The sequence below is a fragment of the Nocardioides sp. QY071 genome (assembly GCF_029961765.1).
Classification (GTDB): domain Bacteria; phylum Actinomycetota; class Actinomycetes; order Propionibacteriales; family Nocardioidaceae; genus Nocardioides.
The window spans coordinates 2,278,287-2,294,312 of the sequence record NZ_CP124681.1 but is presented as its reverse complement, the minus strand read 5'-3'; the positions used below and the strand labels follow the sequence as shown (position 1 = coordinate 2,294,312).

Genomic DNA, 16,026 nt, shown 5'->3' with positions numbered 1-16,026 from the left:
AGCCCAGGTGTGTCGGGATCAGCGACGCACCACCTTGATCTTCGTGGTCGCCGTCGCGGTCAAGTAGGTGGCCGTGGCGGGGAAGGTGACGACGACCTTCTTCTTGCCGGGCGTCGTGAATGCCTTGAGCTTGACCGTGGCCGTGCCGTCGACCACCGTCACGGTCCGGGCCTTCTGCCCCTTGACCTTGACGGTGACGGTCCCGGTGACCGGCTTGCCCCCGGCGTCGACCACCTCGACGACGACCTTCGCACGGGTCTTGCCGACCACGACCTTCTTCGGCTTGGTGGTGACGGTGAGGGTCACCGCCTGCTGCCCTGCCGGCGGCGTCACGACACCGCCGGACACCGCGATCGGGACCCGCACCTCGGTGCCGGTCTGGGCGCCGACCAGGGTCAGCGTGACGACACCCCCGGGCGTACTGGCGGGCAGGACCACGTCGACGGCGGCCGTTCCGTAATGGTCGTAGACCGCCGTGCCGATGGTGTTGTCCACCGCGGCACTACCGAGGACCTGGTCACCGAGCTTGACCTGCAGCTCGGCGTCCTTGGGGTCGGAGCCCGACATCGCCCACGAGCCCACGTCGAACGTCACGTGGCTGCCGGGGGCGTACGACTCGGGGGCGCCGGCGGGGAACTCCACCTCGACCGCGTGCTGAGAGCCGTCCACAGGCAACGGCGTGCCGGACGCCTTGGCCGCCATGTAGTCGACCATCGCCTGCAGGTCGATCTTCCCGGTGTCCTTCTTGCTCGCGCCGTTGGCCAGCTCGAAGAAGTTGTCGCCCCCGGAGGCGAGGAACGAGTTGACCGTCACCGAGTAGACCTGTGCCGCATCGACAGGTACGCCGTTCAGCCACATGCCCGTGACCTCGCCCTGGAAGGTCTGCGTCCCGCTCACCGTCACCGGAGTCTCGACATAGGTGTAGGTGAACCCGCTCGACACGCCGAGCCGAAGGAACGGACGCGACGGTACCGCGCCGGCGGTGGTGCGCTGCCACTGCTGCTCGAGGACCGTCTCGATCTGAGCACCGGTCAGCTTCATGTTGACCAACGTGTTCGCAAACGGCTGGACCACCGCGGCCTGCTTGTAGGTCAGATCACGCGGGCTCCCGGTCCCCGTTCCGACCATGTCCTGCCGCAGACCCCCGGGGTTCATGAACGCGATCTGGGCGCTGCCGGACTCCGGCTGCTCGGTGGCCCAGCGCTGGACCTCGGCCACCAGGTTGCCGAGCGTCGACTCTCCGCCGCGGTTCTCGGTGCTGCCGTTCTGCAGCTTCGCCCGGTTGAACGGCCCCTGGATCTTGCCGAGGACCTTCGCCCCGAGGACGTCGGCCTGGGCGACCGCGGAGGACACGATCGGGTCGACCTTCGGGTCCGTCGGGTATCCCGTGCCGGCGATGCCGATCACGTCCTGAGCCACCGCCACCAAGTCGTCACCGGCGTAGGTGAAGACCAGCTGGTTGAGGTTCTGACCGTACTGGCCGGCGGAGACGACCGGCCGCTTCGTGACGTCGCGGCCCTCGCTGGCCCACTCGTCGACGGTGTACGAGCAGTTGTAGAGCAGGTGCGTGTGACCCGAGATGATCGCGTCGACGTCGGCCGAGGTGTTCTGGGTGATGTTGCCCCACACGGTCGACGGGTCCGTGAAGCTCGGCGAGGAGCAGTCGGTCGTCGGCGAACCCTCGTGCACCAGCAGGATCACCAAGTCTGCGCCGTCGTCCTTGAGCTGCGCGGCGGCGGAGTTGGTCGCGTCCACGATGTCGGTGACCGTCACGCCCTGGATTCCGGCCGGGCTGACCAGCGACGGCAGGTCCTCGGTCACCGCACCGACGAAGCCGATCGTCACGCCGTCGACCGTCTTCGTCCAGGTCTCGGCGAGCTTGTCCGGCTTCCCGGCCGGCTCCTCGACGTTCGCTGCGATATAGGTCCAGTTCGCCCGGTCCTGGATGCGGTCGACGAAGTCGGCGTATCCGCGGTCGAACTCGTGGTTGCCGGCCGCCGACACGTCGAGGCCAGCCTTGTTGAGCGCGTCGATGGTCGGGTTGTCGTCCTGGATGAAGGACTCGAAGGTCGAGGCCCCGACCAGGTCACCGGCGGCAGCGAACACGGTGTTCGGGTTGTCGGCCCGCAGCGACTTCACCGCTCCCGACAGCACCGAGGCTCCAGCGCTGTCTCCGCCCGAGGGCAGGATCCGGCCGTGGAAGTCGTTGGTACCCAACACCTGGACCTTCTTGAACGGACCACCGACGATGTCCGGAACGTCGATGCCGACGACCTCCGGGTTGTGGTCGGACGCTGCGAACGGCAGGTCCGGCTGCCACAGGTCGGTGACGTTGTAGTTGAACCGGCTGTACTGGTACGCCGGGGACTCGGCCGCGTTGATGTCCCACACGTCCGCGCCGGTCACCATCGCCTTCGCGGCATCGTTGGCGAGCACGTGGTCGAGGGAGCCGGAGAGGCCGGAGTAGGAGTAGCTCTCCTCGTCGGGGTCCAGCGTTGAGTCGACCAGGTGGTAGCCACGCTTGGTCAGGACCCGGATCGGGTCCTCCTGCGAGTAGGAGTTGAAGTCACCCGCGAGGAAGACCGCGTCGATGCCCCGCGCGGCCGCGAAGTCGTCCGCGAACTCGCGCAGGCGGTACGCCTGCCGGGTCCGGTCGCCGTTGAAGGCGCCGGTGTCGGCGTTGTTGGCGTTGTCACCGGTCGCCGCCGGGTCGCTGTCGCCCTTGGACTTGAAGTGGTTGAGGACGACCGCGAACGCGTCGCTGTCGAGCGCTCCCTTGGCCTTGAACGCCTGGGCGAGCGGCTCGCGGGCGTTGGCGAACTCGGTGGTCCCGAACAGGATGTCGGAGCTCCCCACGGTCTCGACGCTCGCAGCGCGGTAGATGAACGCCGGCCGGATCACATCCTGCTCGGCAACCGCAGCGGCAACGGTGGCCTCGCCCGGGCTGTGCACGAACTTCCAGACCTCGGAGCCGGCAGCGTCGTTGAGCGCCGTGACCAGCGAGCGAAGTGCGTCATCGCGGTCCGTCTCGCCGAGCAGCTTGATCGAGTTCTCGACCTCCTGCAGACCCACGACGTCCGCGTTCAACGCGTTGATCGCGGTGACGATCTTCGCCTTCTGGCGGTCGAGGCTCGCCTGGGTGGCCGCACCGCGAGGACCGTTGCCGGCGTTCACGCCGTTGGTGACAACACCGCAGCGGTTGTCGGCGATGTGGTTGCCCTGCCGGTCGTCGTACCAGGTGCACTGGGTGTTGACCGGCGGCGACTGGGCCGCACCGGTCGCGACGTACTGCTCACCGGTGGTGTTGAAGTAGTTGAGGACGTTGAACGTCGCGATCTTCAGGTCGCCACCGACGGCACCTGGGGCCAGGTTGCCTGCTCGGGTGTCCTCGAAGGTCGCCGTACCGGCGCCATTGTCGAAGATGGGCGAGATCGGCTGGAACTTCCAGGTGTTGTTGCGGAAGTCGAGGACGACCGGACCGGTGAGGGTCACCGCCGCGCCCACCCGCACGGCATTCGTCTTGGTCAGCCACGGCAGGGGCTGGTTCTTGGCGGCGGCATTCGTCATGTAGTTGAGCGACGTGCCGTCGTCCAGGGCTACGGCACGAGCCGCGTTGTCCGCCTTGATCGCGTCGAGCTCGGTGGTGTCGGTGTCGGCCGCGTGCTCGGTCGGCTGGCGCAACGGACGGTCGCCGGTGGCGAGGCCGATCTCCCCGAAGGTGTTGATGTTGTAGGAGTTGGTGACCGTGAAGTCGTCCGTGGGTGCGAGCAGCATGCCCTCCTGCGCCTCGCGCCCCGCCTCGGTCGTCGGGTAGGCGATTGCGAGGGGCGTCACGCCCTCGAGCGGCTCCGCGAGCTCGGTGACGCCACCGGCCCCGGGGGTGATCTCGGTCAAGGCGTCGAAGGCTTCGCTCACGGTGCCGGTGACCTGCACGGAATCACCGATCGCCACGTCGGACGGCATGGCGTTGGCGCCATAGACGAAGATCGCGTCGGACGCACCGGGCGTGGTGTCCGTGGCACCGGTGCCGCCGGTCTGGATGTACATGCCGTCGAAGCTGGAGTCGGCGAACGACGGGTCCTTGTACATCGCCGTGACGACACCAGTGGTCGTGACGACCTGCCCGGCCTTGGGTGAGGTGGCTCCCGTGCCCTGGATCTCGGCGATCGTGAGGGTCGTGGGCGCCGCCGCGATCGTGATCGTGAAGTCGACCGTGTCAGTCAGGGCCGTGCCGGCCGTGCTGTCGGTGACCGTCGCGGTGACCGGGAACGACCCCACGCCGCTCGGGGTACCGCTCAGAGCGCCGGACGGGCTCAGCGTCACCCCGGTGGGCGGCGTGCCGCTGGTGATCGCCCAGGTGTACGGCGCGACGCCGCCGGTCGCGGACAGGTTGACCTGGGTGAGAGCCACGCCGTTGTAGCCCGTCACCTCGGTCTGGTTCGCCGCTTCGAGCGGCTGGACCGCGTTCTCGTGGCTGTTGGTCGGCGTCGGCGCGCCGACCGTGAAGTCGGTGTTGTTCGCGTCCGTGTCGGCCCCTGTCGCCGAGCGCGCCGCCGACGTCGTGCCCGAGAGCGTCGTGCCCTGGGCGAGGGACTCGAAGGTGTTGGCCGTCCCGTAGCCGACGGCGTCGACGACGCCCGTCGTGTTCTTGATGTCGCCCGTCGGCAAGTTGAGTGTGCTCTGGTTGCCAAGGACCACCAGGCCCGAACTGGTGCTCATCGCCAGGTTGCCGGTGACGTCGGCCGCGGGCATCGCCGTGCCGTTGGCCACGTTGCCCGACCCCTGGATGAGGTAGTGGCCGTGCGCCGGGATAGAGCCCGTGAGGTCGGTCTTGTTCGTGATGTTGGATGGGTTCGCCCGTGTCGCGCTGCCGTAGAAGACGGCCCAGCCGCTCAGGTCAACCGCAGTATCCGTCGGGTTGTAGAGCTCGATGAAGTCATTGGTGAACGACGACACCGGGAAGCCGCCGCCGGCGGCGAGCCCGCCGCCGCCGTACACCTCTGAGATCACCACACCCGTGCCGCCGGGGTCCGCCTGAGCGGGCGTGGTCTGGACGGCGGCGAGTCCCGTGGCGGCGATCGCCGCGCCGAGGGAGCCGAAGAGGAGCTGTTTCACTGAGCGCATGAGCTACTTCCGAGGTCGTCAAAGCGGCAAAGGACAGCCGATCGCGCGCGCCCGAGATGCCAGCGAGAACGGGGGGAAGGGTCCTTAACCTAGGCTGCGCCTCGGTCCGACTGGCAAGGGCCTGAGGAAAATCAAGTGACGAAAAGGCGACGCCCTGCCGTCAGATGTTGCCCTTGCGGTCCGGTGGACCGGACGATCTCAGCGAGACGCTCAGGCGGCCGACGGCTTGCGGATCGAGTGGCGCTGCTTCCAGACGTCGCGGAAGAACTCGTAGCCGGACCAGATGGTCAGCACGAACGCGACGAGCAGCAGCACGATCGCGCCGACGTAGACGACCTCGCCGGGTACGTCGAGCCAGCCGTCGACCTCGAGCAGCGGCAGGGTGAGGAAGCCGAGCGCGAGGGCCTGGGCGGCGGTCTTCCACTTGCCGCTCTGGGCGGCGGCGATGACGACCGACTTGAGCACCGACAGGCGCAGCAGGGTGACCGCCCACTCGCGGACCAGGACGACGATCGTGATCGTCCACATCCACCAGGTGTCCATGATGATCGACAGGCCGATGAAGGCCATGCCGGTGATCGCCTTGTCGGCGATCGGGTCGGCGATCTTGCCGAAGTCGGTGACCAGGTTGCGGGCCCGGGCGATGTCGCCGTCGACCTTGTCGGTGACCATCGCGACGAAGAAGATCGCCCAGGCGACGGTGCGCCAGGTGATCGACTCGCCCCCGTCGTACAGCAGCGCCCAGCCGTAGAAGGGCACCAGCACGATCCGCAGCGTGGTCAGCGCGTTGGGGAGGTTCCAGTTGCTCGGCTTGGCCGCGGTCGGGGTCTGCCCCGTGCTGGTCTCGCTCATCCCTGTCCTCCTGCGGGTTCGGCGATCAGGTCGACGCCGTCGGTGGCGATGACGACCGCGGTGACGAGGTCACCCACACGCGCGTCGGGCGCGCCGAGCACCCGGGTGGTGCCGTCGACCTCGGGGCCCTGTTGGGCGGCGCGTCCCTCGATGGTGCCGTCACCGGTGCCGTCGGGGTCGAGCTCCTCGACGAGCACCTCGACGGTGCTGCCGATCCGCTCCTCCGCGCGCTGCGAGGTGAGCTCGGAGACCAGGTCGTTGAGGTGCTGGACGCGGGCGTTGATCTCGTCCTCGTCGAGCTTGCCGTCGAGCTTCTCGGCCTCGGTGCCGTCCTCGTCGGAGTAGCCGAACACACCGGTCACGTCCATCCGCGCGGCGACCAGGAAGTCGCACAGCGTCTGGAACTCCTCCTCGGTCTCGCCGGGGAAGCCGACGATGACGTTGGAGCGCACGCCCGCCTCGGGCGCGAGTCCGCGTACCTGCTCGAGCAGGCCGAGGAAGCTCTCCGGGTCGCCGAAGCGGCGCATCCGGCGCAGCACCGTGGCGCTGGCGTGCTGGAACGACAGGTCGAAGTACGGCGCCACGCCGGGGGTGGTCGCGATGGCGCGGACCAGTCCGGGGCGGGTCTCGGCGGGCTGCAGGTAGGAGACCCGGACCCGCTCGATGCCGTCGATCCCGGTCAGCTCGGGCAGCAGCGTCTCGAGCAGGCCGAGGTCGCCGAGGTCCTTGCCGTAGGACGTGGAGTTCTCCGAGACGAGGAACAGCTCCTTGACGCCCTGCTCGGCGAGCCAGTGCGCCTCCTGCAGGACGTCGGAGGGCCGGCGGCTGACGAACGAGCCGCGGAACATGGGGATCGCGCAGAAGGTGCAGCGCCGGTCGCAGCCGCTGGCGAGCTTGAGCGGGGCCATCGGGCCGCCGTCGAGGCGGCGCCGGATGGCGGAGCGGCCGGGGATGGCGATGTCGACGTCGGCGCCGAACCCGGCGGTCTCGGCCGTCTCGACGACCGCCTGCCGCTCAGCGGGGCTGATCGGCAGCAGCAGCCGCCGGTCGCGCGGGGTGTGCGGGTGCGGCCGCTCGCCGGCCAGGATCGAGCGCAGGCGGCCGGAGATGTCCTGGTAGTCGTCGAAGCCCAGCACGGCGTCGGCCTCGGGCAGCGAGTCGGCGAGCTCCTCGCCGTACCGCTCGGCCAGGCAGCCCACCGCCACGACGGCCTGCGGCCGGCCCGACTCCTTGAGGTCGGCGGCAGCGAGCAGGGTGTCGATCGAGTCCTTCTTGGCCGCGTCGACGAAGCCGCACGTGTTGACCACGACCGTGTCGGCGTCCTCGGGGTCCTCGACGAGCGTGAAGCCGTCCGCGGCGAGGCGGCCGGCCAGCTCCTCGGAGTCGACGTCGTTGCGCGCGCACCCGAGGGTGAGCAGCGCGACCGAGACGGGGTTCGTGGGTGTGCTGGTCATGTCCGGTCGAGGATACCGGCGGACGTGGGCCCGCCGGCATTCCTCGGTCGTGTGATCAGGAGCCCGCGACGGTCTTGGAGACCTCGGACCCGGTCTCGCCGAGCGCCTGCGGCTTCTTGCCGCCGATCGCGTAGGTCACCGACCCGTCGGAGCTCCAGATCCGCACCGGCGGCACCACCTTGAGCTCGGAGGTCTGACCGAAGGCCAGGTTGCCGTCGAAGACGATCTCGCCGGCGGCGTCGCGGATGACCAGCTGGGCTCCCCCGCCGGCCGCGACCAGGCTCAGCTTGACCGGGTCGCCCTTCGCGGCGGCGGCCTTGGAGATGCCGCCGCTCTGGTTGAGGACCGGGGTGTCGCCGACCGGCGCGGGGCCGCCCATGACCAGACGGGCCACGGACCAGACCAGCACCGCGCCCATCACCGCGGCGATGAGCACCGACCAGTTGCGGCCGCCGCGGGTGCTGCGGATCGAGCCACCGGTGCCGGTGGCGAGCTCGGCCTCGAACACGCGACGGGGGTCGACGGGGGCGTCGGCATAGGTGTCGTCGTACGACGCCACGAGCGGTCCCGCGTCGATGCCGAGCACCCGCGCGAGGGTGCGCAGGTGGCCACGGGCATAGAAGTCGCCACCGCAGGGAGCGAAGTCGTCGACCTCGATCGCCTCGATGACGTGGGGACGGATCCGGGTCCGCTCGGAGAGCTGGTCGATCGTCAGCCGCAGACGGTCGCGGGCGGCGGTCAGCTCGGGCCCGATGACCGGCTGGGCGGCCGGCTGCAGCGCGAGGTCCTCGAGGACGACGGTGACGTCCCCGGCCTGCTCGGTCGCGAGCGGCGCGTCGACGACCGGCGCCCGGATGAGGGTCGGGCGGTCCAGCTCGACTCGCGCCGCGAGCACGGTGGTGCGCTCGGGAGTGGGCGTCTCTTCCTCGACGGCAGCGAACTCGTCGGTGGTCTCGGTGTCCTCGGCGAGGACCACCTCACCGGTGTCCTCGAAGTCGGCCTGCCGGCCGCTCAGTCCGGCTGCCACCCGCGCGGCGATGCCGCGCCGGGCCTCGGGGGCGGCCGGCGCGTCGTCGGGGTACAGGTCGCTCAGCGTGGGCACCGACTCGGCGCGGGGCGCGGTGCCCTCGTCGGCCAGGCCCGGCACCACCTCCACCACGTCGGCACGGCCGTCGGCGAGGTCGGCCAGCGCGTCGCTCAGGGACCCGGTCTCGACGCCGACCACGCGAGTCGCCAGCGTCAGCGGTACGACGAGCTGCTGGTCGTCGTACCCGTCGACGAGGACGTGCCCGTCGCGGACCAGGCCACGTCGCGGCAGGTGCTCGAGACAGTCGATCTCGGGCCAGGCGATCCCGCGCCAGGTCGCCCCCTGGCGCACCCGCACGCCGTGGTGGTCGGCGACCAGCAGCGGAGCACGACCGTCGACGAGGGCGGCCACGTGCGCGACGGCGACCAGGGCCAGCACGCCGAAGGACACCCAGTCCAGGGTGCTGCCGCCGCTGAAGGCGCGCACCGCGAAGGCGACCGTCAGCAGCGCGGCGAACCCGCCGACCGAGGCCGACAGGGCGATGTTGCGGCGGACCTCGATCTGGCGGCCGGTGGTCTCGATCGGGTGCTCGGTCGGGTTCTCGCTCATCTCGCTCACGCCTCCCCCTGGATGGTCATGATCACGGCATCGATCTCGTCGGGCTTGACCAGCACGTCGCGCGCCTTGGACCCCTCGCTTGGCCCGACGACGCCGCGGCTCTCGAGGATGTCCATCAGCCGGCCGGCCTTGGCGAAGCCGACACGGAGCTTGCGCTGCAGCATCGAGGTGGAGCCGAACTGCGTGGAGACCACGAGCTCGATCGCCTGGATGACCAGGTCCATGTCGTCGCCGATGTCGTCGTCGAGCACCTTGCTGGACGCTGCCGGCGCGGTGACGTCCTCGCGGTAGCTCGGCTCGAGCTGGCCCTTGCAGTGCTTGACGACCTGCTGGATCTCGGGCTCGCTGACCCAGGATCCCTGCACGCGGATCGGCTTGGAGGCACCCATCGGCAGGAAGAGGCCGTCACCCTGGCCGACCAGCTTCTCGGCGCCCGGGGTGTCGAGGATGACCCGGCTGTCGGCGAGGCTGGAGGTCGCGAACGCCAGACGGGACGGGACGTTCGCCTTGATCAGGCCGGTGACGACGTCGACCGACGGGCGCTGCGTCGCGAGCACCAGGTGGATGCCGGCGGCACGGGCGAGCTGGGTGATCCGGACGATCGAGCTCTCCACGTCACGCGGAGCGACCATCATCAGGTCCGCGAGCTCGTCGACGATCACCAGCAGGTACGGGTACGGCGTCAGCGTGCGCTCGCTGCCCGGCGGGACCTCGACCTTGCCCTCGCGCACGGCCTTGTTGAAGTCGTTGATGTGCCGGAATCCGAAGTTGGCCAGGTCGTCGTACCGCATGTCCATCTCGCGGCAGACCCACTCGAGCGCCTCGGCGGCCTTCTTGGGGTTGGTGATGATCGGCGTGATCAGGTGCGGGACGCCCTCGTAGGCGTTCAGCTCGACCCGCTTGGGGTCGACCATGATCATCCGCACCTCGTCGGGCGTGGAGCGCATCAGCACCGAGGTGATCATCGAGTTGATGAAGCTCGACTTTCCGGAGCCGGTGGCACCGGCGACCAGCAGGTGCGGCATCTTCGCGAGGTTCGCGACGACGAAGCCGCCCTCGACGTCCTTGCCGAGGCCCGCCACCAGCGGGTGATGGTCGGTGCGAGCGACGTTGGAGCGGAGCACGTCGCCGAGGGAGACGATCTCCTTGTCGGTGTTGGGGATCTCGACGCCGACCGCGGACTTGCCGGGGATCGGGCTGAGGATGCGGACGTCCTCCGAGCCGACGGCGTAGGAGATGTTGCGCTGGACGCCGAGGATCTTCTCGACCTTGACGCCCGTGCCGAGCTCGATCTCGTAGCGGGTGACCGTCGGGCCGCGCGTGTAGCCGGTGACCTGTGCATCGACGTTGAACTCGTCGAGCACGCCCTGCAGCCGGCTGACGACGTCGTCGCTGGCCTTGGAGCGCGCCCGGTGCGGGTCGCCCGGCTTGAGCGCGGTGGCGTCGGGCAGCGTGTAGACGATGTCGCCGGACAGGGCGAGCTGCTCGACGCGCTGGGGCAGGTCGGCGTGCGGCGGCGGCTCGAGCTCGCCGGTCTCGTCATCGGCGGTCGTGGACTGCGCCAGCCGACGGGCGATGAGCGCGTTCGACCCTGCCTCCGGGTCGACCGGCTCGTCGTCGACGAGCGGCACGTCGATGGGCGTGAGCAGCTCCATCGACTCCTCGGCCGGGTTCGGCTCCTCGTCCTTCCTGCGCCGTCGCTTCTTCGGCTCGGCGAGGACCGGGGAGTCGTACGCCGGGTCGCCCATCCGCTCGAAGGTGTCGTCAATGCTCAGCGGACCGGCGTTCTCGTCGTCGTGGTGGCGGCCGAGCAGCAGGTCGCCGATCTCGCGCAGCCGGTCGGGCACGCGGTACAGCGGCGTCGCCGTGATCACGAGGACACCGAAGAAGGCCAGCAGCGCCAGCAGCGGTACGACGACCGCCGGCGCACGGAGCAGGTCCAGCAGCAGCGCCGAGACGACGTACCCGACCGCGCCGCCGCCGTCGCGCAGCGGCGTGGTGTCGCCCTGGACGGGCTCGGGGCTGCCGTTGGCGATGTGGACGATGCCGAGCAGCCCGAACGCGAAGGCGGTCCAGCCGATGACCTGGCGACCGACCGGGCCGTTGCCGACCGGGTCGCGCATGACGCGCCATCCCGCGGCCAGCACGAGCAGCGGCACGAACCAGCCGATCTTGCCGACCGAGCCGGACACCGCGGCGCGGGTGAAGTCCATGACGCCGCCGGGCACCTCGAACCAGACCGCGCCGGTGATGATCAACGCAAGCGCGACCAGGAGCAGGCCGAAGCCGTCGCGACGCTGCTCGGGGTCGATGTCACGGGCGCCGTGACCGACTCCGCGGGTGACCGCGCCGATGCCGTGAGCGAAGGCGAGCCACAGGGCGACCACTCCCCTGCCGAGCGCGGTGAACGCGCGCAGCACCGGCCCGGGCCCGCTGCGCACGGCGCGCGGGGCAGGCCGCTTCGCCGCCGACTTCTTGGCCGGCGGTCGCTTCTTGGTGGTCGTACTCCGGGTACGCGAGCTGGCTGTCTTCTTCACGCCCGAGCGGGAGGAAGAACTGGTCCTGCTGCGCGACGCCGGCGGGGAAGACGTACGGGTCGCCATGACACCAAACCTAGGCGATCGTCCCACCAGTCACAGGGACCACAGAGGGGTGTGTCTCGCTTGACTCTGCACCATGGTGCAGGGTCGATCGTCACGTCCATGAAGATCACTCCTCAATCAGCCCGTCGCGTCGTGCGCGCCTCCGCCGTCTACGACCTCATCGCCAGCGCCGGCTTCGCCCTGCCGTGGACCGTGGCCGGCACCTTCGCGCTGCTCGACAGCCTGCACCGGGCCTTCGGCCTCACCGGAGCCGTGCCCGACGCCGACGCGACCTTCACCGTCCTGTTCGCCAACCTGACCGGCAGCCTGGTCGTGGTGTGGTCCGTCGTCCGGATCTGGCGTCCCACGCTCGCCTTCGGCGCGGCCGACACCGTCGCACGGGTGCTGTTCTCGACCGCCATGCTCAGCGCCCTCGGCAGCGGCGCGAGCCCGGTCGTCCTCGCGTTCCTGGTCCCCGAGCTCACCTGGGCCGTGGTCCAGGGCGGCGCCGTCGCGTTGGCGAGCGGTCGTCGTACCCTCGCGGCGTGAACATCGCCGAGCTGGCCGAGCGGGCCGGGGTGAAGGTCTCGACCCTGCGGTTCTACGAGCGCCGGGGCGTGCTGCCGGAGCCGCCCCGGACCACGAGCGGCTACCGCGACTTCGACGAGTCGGACGTGGTCCGGGTGCGCTACCTGCGCCGCGGACAGCAGCTCGGGTTCACTCTCGCCGAGCTCGGCGAGCTGACCGCGCTGTCGGGGACCCGGGTGGTCGTGGCGGGCGAGGTCGCCGCTCGCGGGCGGGACAAGCTCGCCGAGATCGACGCCCGGATCGCCGACCTGGTCCAGCTCCGCGGTGCCCTGGCCGGCCTTCTCGCCCTTCAGTGCACGGATCCCGACGAGCCCTGCCCGATCATGCATTCGCTCGGGAGCGAGGCCGGTCCCGAAGTTCCTGCGGCCCAGCGGCCCGCCTGACGCAGAGTTTGCTCCGAACCTCTGGACCGCCCGCATTCCTGCCCCTAAGGTGCCGAGAACGTGCGCGGGAGCCGGTACCCCTAGACCTGCCGAGGGCACGTTCTATCTCGAGGAGAACATTTCGTGAGACTCAACCTTCCTGACGCCCTGAGGAAGGGCGTCGGACTCTCTCTCGTCGGGGCGGCCCTCGTGGTCATCCCGTCGACGGCGACGGTGGCGGCACCGAAGGATCCCTCCGTCGTGCAGCAGATGCGCGGCGAGGCCAGCGGAAACGTCGCGGTGACGACCTCACCGGCCACCGACAAGGTCAGCTTCATCAGCGCGACCGAGGACCTCTACCCCTCCGAGCAGTCGGGCAAGACGCTCAACGGCGCCCAGGCCAAGGCCAGCGGGTACGTCGACAAGTACGCCCGCGCGTTCGGTGCGACCTCCGCCCAGATGAAGCAGACGACCACGACCCAGACGCCTGCCGGCTACACGGTCGACTTCGCACAGTCCTACCAGGGCGTGCCCGTGTTCGGCGCGAAGCTGCGCGCCCACGTCGACGCCCAGGGCGACCTGACCTCGGTGACCGGGTACGTCGTACCGAAGATCGACGTGAACGTCACGCCGCGCCTCGACAAGGACGCCGCGGCCGCCAAGGCGATCAAGCTCGCCGCCGAGGCCCCGGCAGGCCGGGGTGAGGCCGCGACCGCGAAGCCGAAGGCGAGCGACCTGAGCGCGACCAAGGCGGACCTGGTGGTCTACCGGATGGGCGCGATCCAGGGCGTCGAGGGACGCAACCTGCTGGCGTGGGTGGTCGAGGTGACCGACGGGAAGCAGGTCCGCGAGACGTCGGTCCTCGACGCGGAGACCGGCAAGCCGGTCAACCGCTACACGATGATCGCGCACGCGCTCGACCGCGAGCTCATCGAGGCCCACGACGGCGACGCACCGCGCGAGACCGTCTGGGTGGAGGGCCAGCCCTTCCCCGGCGCACTCGACGAGGACCAGCAGAACGAGGTCCAGGGCACCGGTGAGGCCTACTGGTTCTTCAAGAACTCCTTCGGCCGCGACTCCTACGACGGCGAGGGCGCGAAGATGGTCACGGTCAACAACGACCCGGCCATCAACTGCCCGAACGCCAACTGGAACGGCGTGTCGACCAACTACTGCTCCGGGGTGTCCTCCGACGACACGGTGGCGCACGAGTGGGGCCACGCCTACACCGAGTACACCTCCGGCCTGCTCTACCAGTGGCAGCCGGGAGCGATGAACGAGGCCTACTCCGACATCTGGGGCGAGACCGTCGACATGCTCAACGACCGGTACAACGACGTCACCGTCGAGGGACCGGACGGCGATGTTGTTCTCGACGAGACGACCCACCGCAACGACGACGGCCGCTGCTCCCTGGCGACCCCAGGCGATCTCACCTTCACCATCAACACGCCCGCCTCGGTCGCCGGTCCCTGCGCGGTCGTGAAGCCGACCTGGTCGGCCGAGTTCGGCGACAAGTTCGACCCGGCCAACACGGGCGTCACCTCCGACCTCGTGGTCGCGACCGACACGGACCCGAACCCCGACCCGGCGGTCGGCAGCACCACCGACGGCTGCGACGCCGTATGGGCCAACGCGGCAGCGGTCCAGGACAAGCTCGCGTACGTCGACCGGGGCTCGTGCACCTTCCAGGAGAAGATCGACCACGCGGTCGCCAACGGCGCCACCGGCCTGGTCATCGCCAACAACGTGGACGGCATGATCAGCCCGCCGGGGACCGCTCCGGCCGGCTTCTACGGCGCGTCGGTGTCGAAGGCGGACGGAGACAGGATCAAGTCGGTGGGCACCGCCAACATCACGATCAAGGAGAGTCTCGCCAACCGTGACGAGAGCGCGCGCTGGCTCTCGGGCGAGGACGACCCGGCCTTCGGCGGCGCGATCCGCGACATGTGGAACCCGACCTGCTACGGCGACCCGGGCAAGGTGTCGGACGAGGAGTACTCCTGCTCCACCGACGACAACGGCGGCGTCCACAGCAACTCGGGCGTGGTCAACCACACCTACGCGCTGCTCGTCGACGGTGGCACCTACAACGGCGTGACCGTCGAGGGGATCGGCCTGGACAAGGCCGCGCAGATCTTCTGGCGCACGCAGAACGAGTACCTCACCTCGACCTCCGGTTTCGCGGAGCTGGCTGACGGACTCGAGCAGTCCTGCGCCGACCTGCGCGGCATCGGCGGACTGAACAAGCTCGCGGTGGGCACCAGCCCGACCGGCGGCGCGGCCGTGGCTCCGGCGGACATGGCGCCCATCACCGCGGCCAACTGCGCAGCAGTGGCGGCCGTCGCCCAGGCGACCCAGCTCCGGGTCGAGCCCGTCCAGTGCAACTTCCAGCCGATGTTCAAGACCGGAAGTGTGAGCTGTGGCGCTGGGACGAAGACCGACGTCTTGTGGTCCGAGGGCTTCGAGTCCGGCCTCCCGGCCGGCTGGGAGGAGTCGGTCGACGCACCGAACGCGCACTTCCCGACGAAGCTGACGACCGACCTGCCGATCGTCACCGAGGGCGGCACGCAGCACAAGGGTGGCGGCACCGTGCTCTACTTCGACGACAAGGGCGACGACGGCAACTTCGGCAGCTGCCAGGGTGACGCCGACGACTACTCGTCGCGGGTCAGCATGGCCACCAAGGAGCTGACCGTGCCGAGCGGCACGCTGCCCCGCTTCTCGTTCGACCACTACATGGCCTCCGAGGTCGAGTTCGACGGTGGCAACGTGAAGGTGTCGGTCAACGGCGGCGCCTACGCCCTTGTCCCGGACGACGCCTGGCTGCTCAACGCTCCGGGCGGACACCTGGAGACCGAGGAGGGCGGCAACACCAACCCGATGGCCGGCGAGCCTGCGTTCACCGGTGCCGACGGCGGCCAGCCGACCGGCGCCTGGGGCACCTCGGCCATCGACCTGTCCAAGGTGGCCAAGGCCGGCGACAAGGTGAAGGTCCGGTTCGACTTCGGCATGGACGGCTGCAACGGCAACAACGGCTGGTTCGTCGACAACGTCGAGATGAGTGTCTGCACCGCCGGCACCCCGCCGGCCGCGGGCACCGCGACCGTCTCGCCGAAGGCGAGCGCCAAGAACGGCATCGTGAAGATCAAGATCGCCACCGCCGGCGGCGTCGCGCTGGCCGGTCCGGTGACGGTCACGATCAAGGGCAAGACGTACACCGGGACCGTGGTCGACGGCGTACTGAAGATCAAGGCCAAGAAGCAGCTCAGGAAGCTGTGGAGGCAGGGCAAGCGCAAGGTCAAGGCGAGCGTGAGCTACCCCGGTGACGCGAAGATCGCCGCGTTCAGCGCGAAGGTGACGATCAAGCTGAAGGGCAAGCAGTAGCGGTCACCCACAGGGTGCATGAATCCCCGGCC

At 69.7% G+C, this 16,026-nt stretch carries 8 protein-coding genes; 3 read left to right on the top strand and 5 right to left on the bottom strand.

Annotated features, from left to right (window positions below):
• Positions 1–18 precede the first annotated feature (18 nt).
• From QI633_RS10925 to QI633_RS10905, 5 genes are all read right to left on the bottom strand, one after another.
• Positions 19–5,115, bottom strand: coding sequence for an ExeM/NucH family extracellular endonuclease (locus QI633_RS10925; RefSeq protein ID WP_282428975.1), 5,097 nt, complete (start codon positions 5,113–5,115; stop codon positions 19–21).
• 219 nt (positions 5,116–5,334) lie between these two features.
• Complete coding sequence (gene pgsA / locus QI633_RS10920) at positions 5,335–5,976, bottom strand: CDP-diacylglycerol--glycerol-3-phosphate 3-phosphatidyltransferase (protein WP_282428974.1); 642 nt, start codon at positions 5,974–5,976, stop codon at positions 5,335–5,337.
• Positions 5,973–7,430, bottom strand: coding sequence for a 30S ribosomal protein S12 methylthiotransferase RimO (gene rimO, locus QI633_RS10915; protein ID WP_282428973.1), 1,458 nt, complete (start codon positions 7,428–7,430; stop codon positions 5,973–5,975). Before rimO ends, pgsA begins: the two co-directional genes overlap by 4 nt.
• 55 nt (positions 7,431–7,485) lie before the next feature.
• Entirely contained in the window at positions 7,486–9,066 is a 1,581-nt protein-coding gene (locus QI633_RS10910) for a helix-turn-helix transcriptional regulator (RefSeq protein WP_260806587.1), read from the bottom strand.
• A 5-nt stretch (positions 9,067–9,071) separates the two neighbouring features.
• The gene (locus QI633_RS10905; protein WP_282428972.1) at positions 9,072–11,678 is read right to left on the bottom strand and encodes a DNA translocase FtsK; all 2,607 of its coding nucleotides are present in this window, start codon (positions 11,676–11,678) and stop codon (positions 9,072–9,074) included.
• Between the two features lie 99 nt (positions 11,679–11,777).
• On the opposite strand from QI633_RS10905, the gene QI633_RS10900 reads away from it, so the two are divergent.
• The 3 genes from QI633_RS10900 to QI633_RS10890 all read left to right on the top strand — a co-directional run bounded on the left by QI633_RS10900 (position 11,778) and on the right by QI633_RS10890 (position 15,994).
• The gene (locus QI633_RS10900) at positions 11,778–12,206 is read left to right on the top strand and encodes a hypothetical protein (protein ID WP_282428971.1); all 429 of its coding nucleotides are present in this window, start codon (positions 11,778–11,780) and stop codon (positions 12,204–12,206) included.
• Entirely contained in the window at positions 12,203–12,628 is a 426-nt protein-coding gene (locus QI633_RS10895; RefSeq protein WP_141799154.1) for a heavy metal-responsive transcriptional regulator, read from the top strand. Before QI633_RS10900 ends, QI633_RS10895 begins: the two co-directional genes overlap by 4 nt.
• A gap of 123 nt (positions 12,629–12,751) precedes the next feature.
• Complete coding sequence (locus tag QI633_RS10890) at positions 12,752–15,994, top strand: M4 family metallopeptidase (protein ID WP_282428970.1); 3,243 nt, start codon at positions 12,752–12,754, stop codon at positions 15,992–15,994.
• Positions 15,995–16,026: the final 32 nt, after the last annotated feature.

Bases quoted from the DNA above. Each gene is read 5' to 3' on its own strand.
- pgsA (WP_282428974.1), bottom strand. From the start codon at position 5,976: ATGAGCGAGACCAGCACGGGGCAGACCCCGACCGCGGCCAAGCCGAGC.
- rimO (WP_282428973.1), bottom strand. From the start codon at position 7,430: ATGACCAGCACACCCACGAACCCCGTCTCGGTCGCGCTGCTCACCCTC.
- QI633_RS10910 (WP_260806587.1), bottom strand. From the start codon at position 9,066: ATGAGCGAGAACCCGACCGAGCACCCGATCGAGACCACCGGCCGCCAG.
- QI633_RS10905 (WP_282428972.1), bottom strand. From the start codon at position 11,678: ATGGCGACCCGTACGTCTTCCCCGCCGGCGTCGCGCAGCAGGACCAGT.
- QI633_RS10900 (WP_282428971.1), top strand. From the start codon at position 11,778: ATGAAGATCACTCCTCAATCAGCCCGTCGCGTCGTGCGCGCCTCCGCC.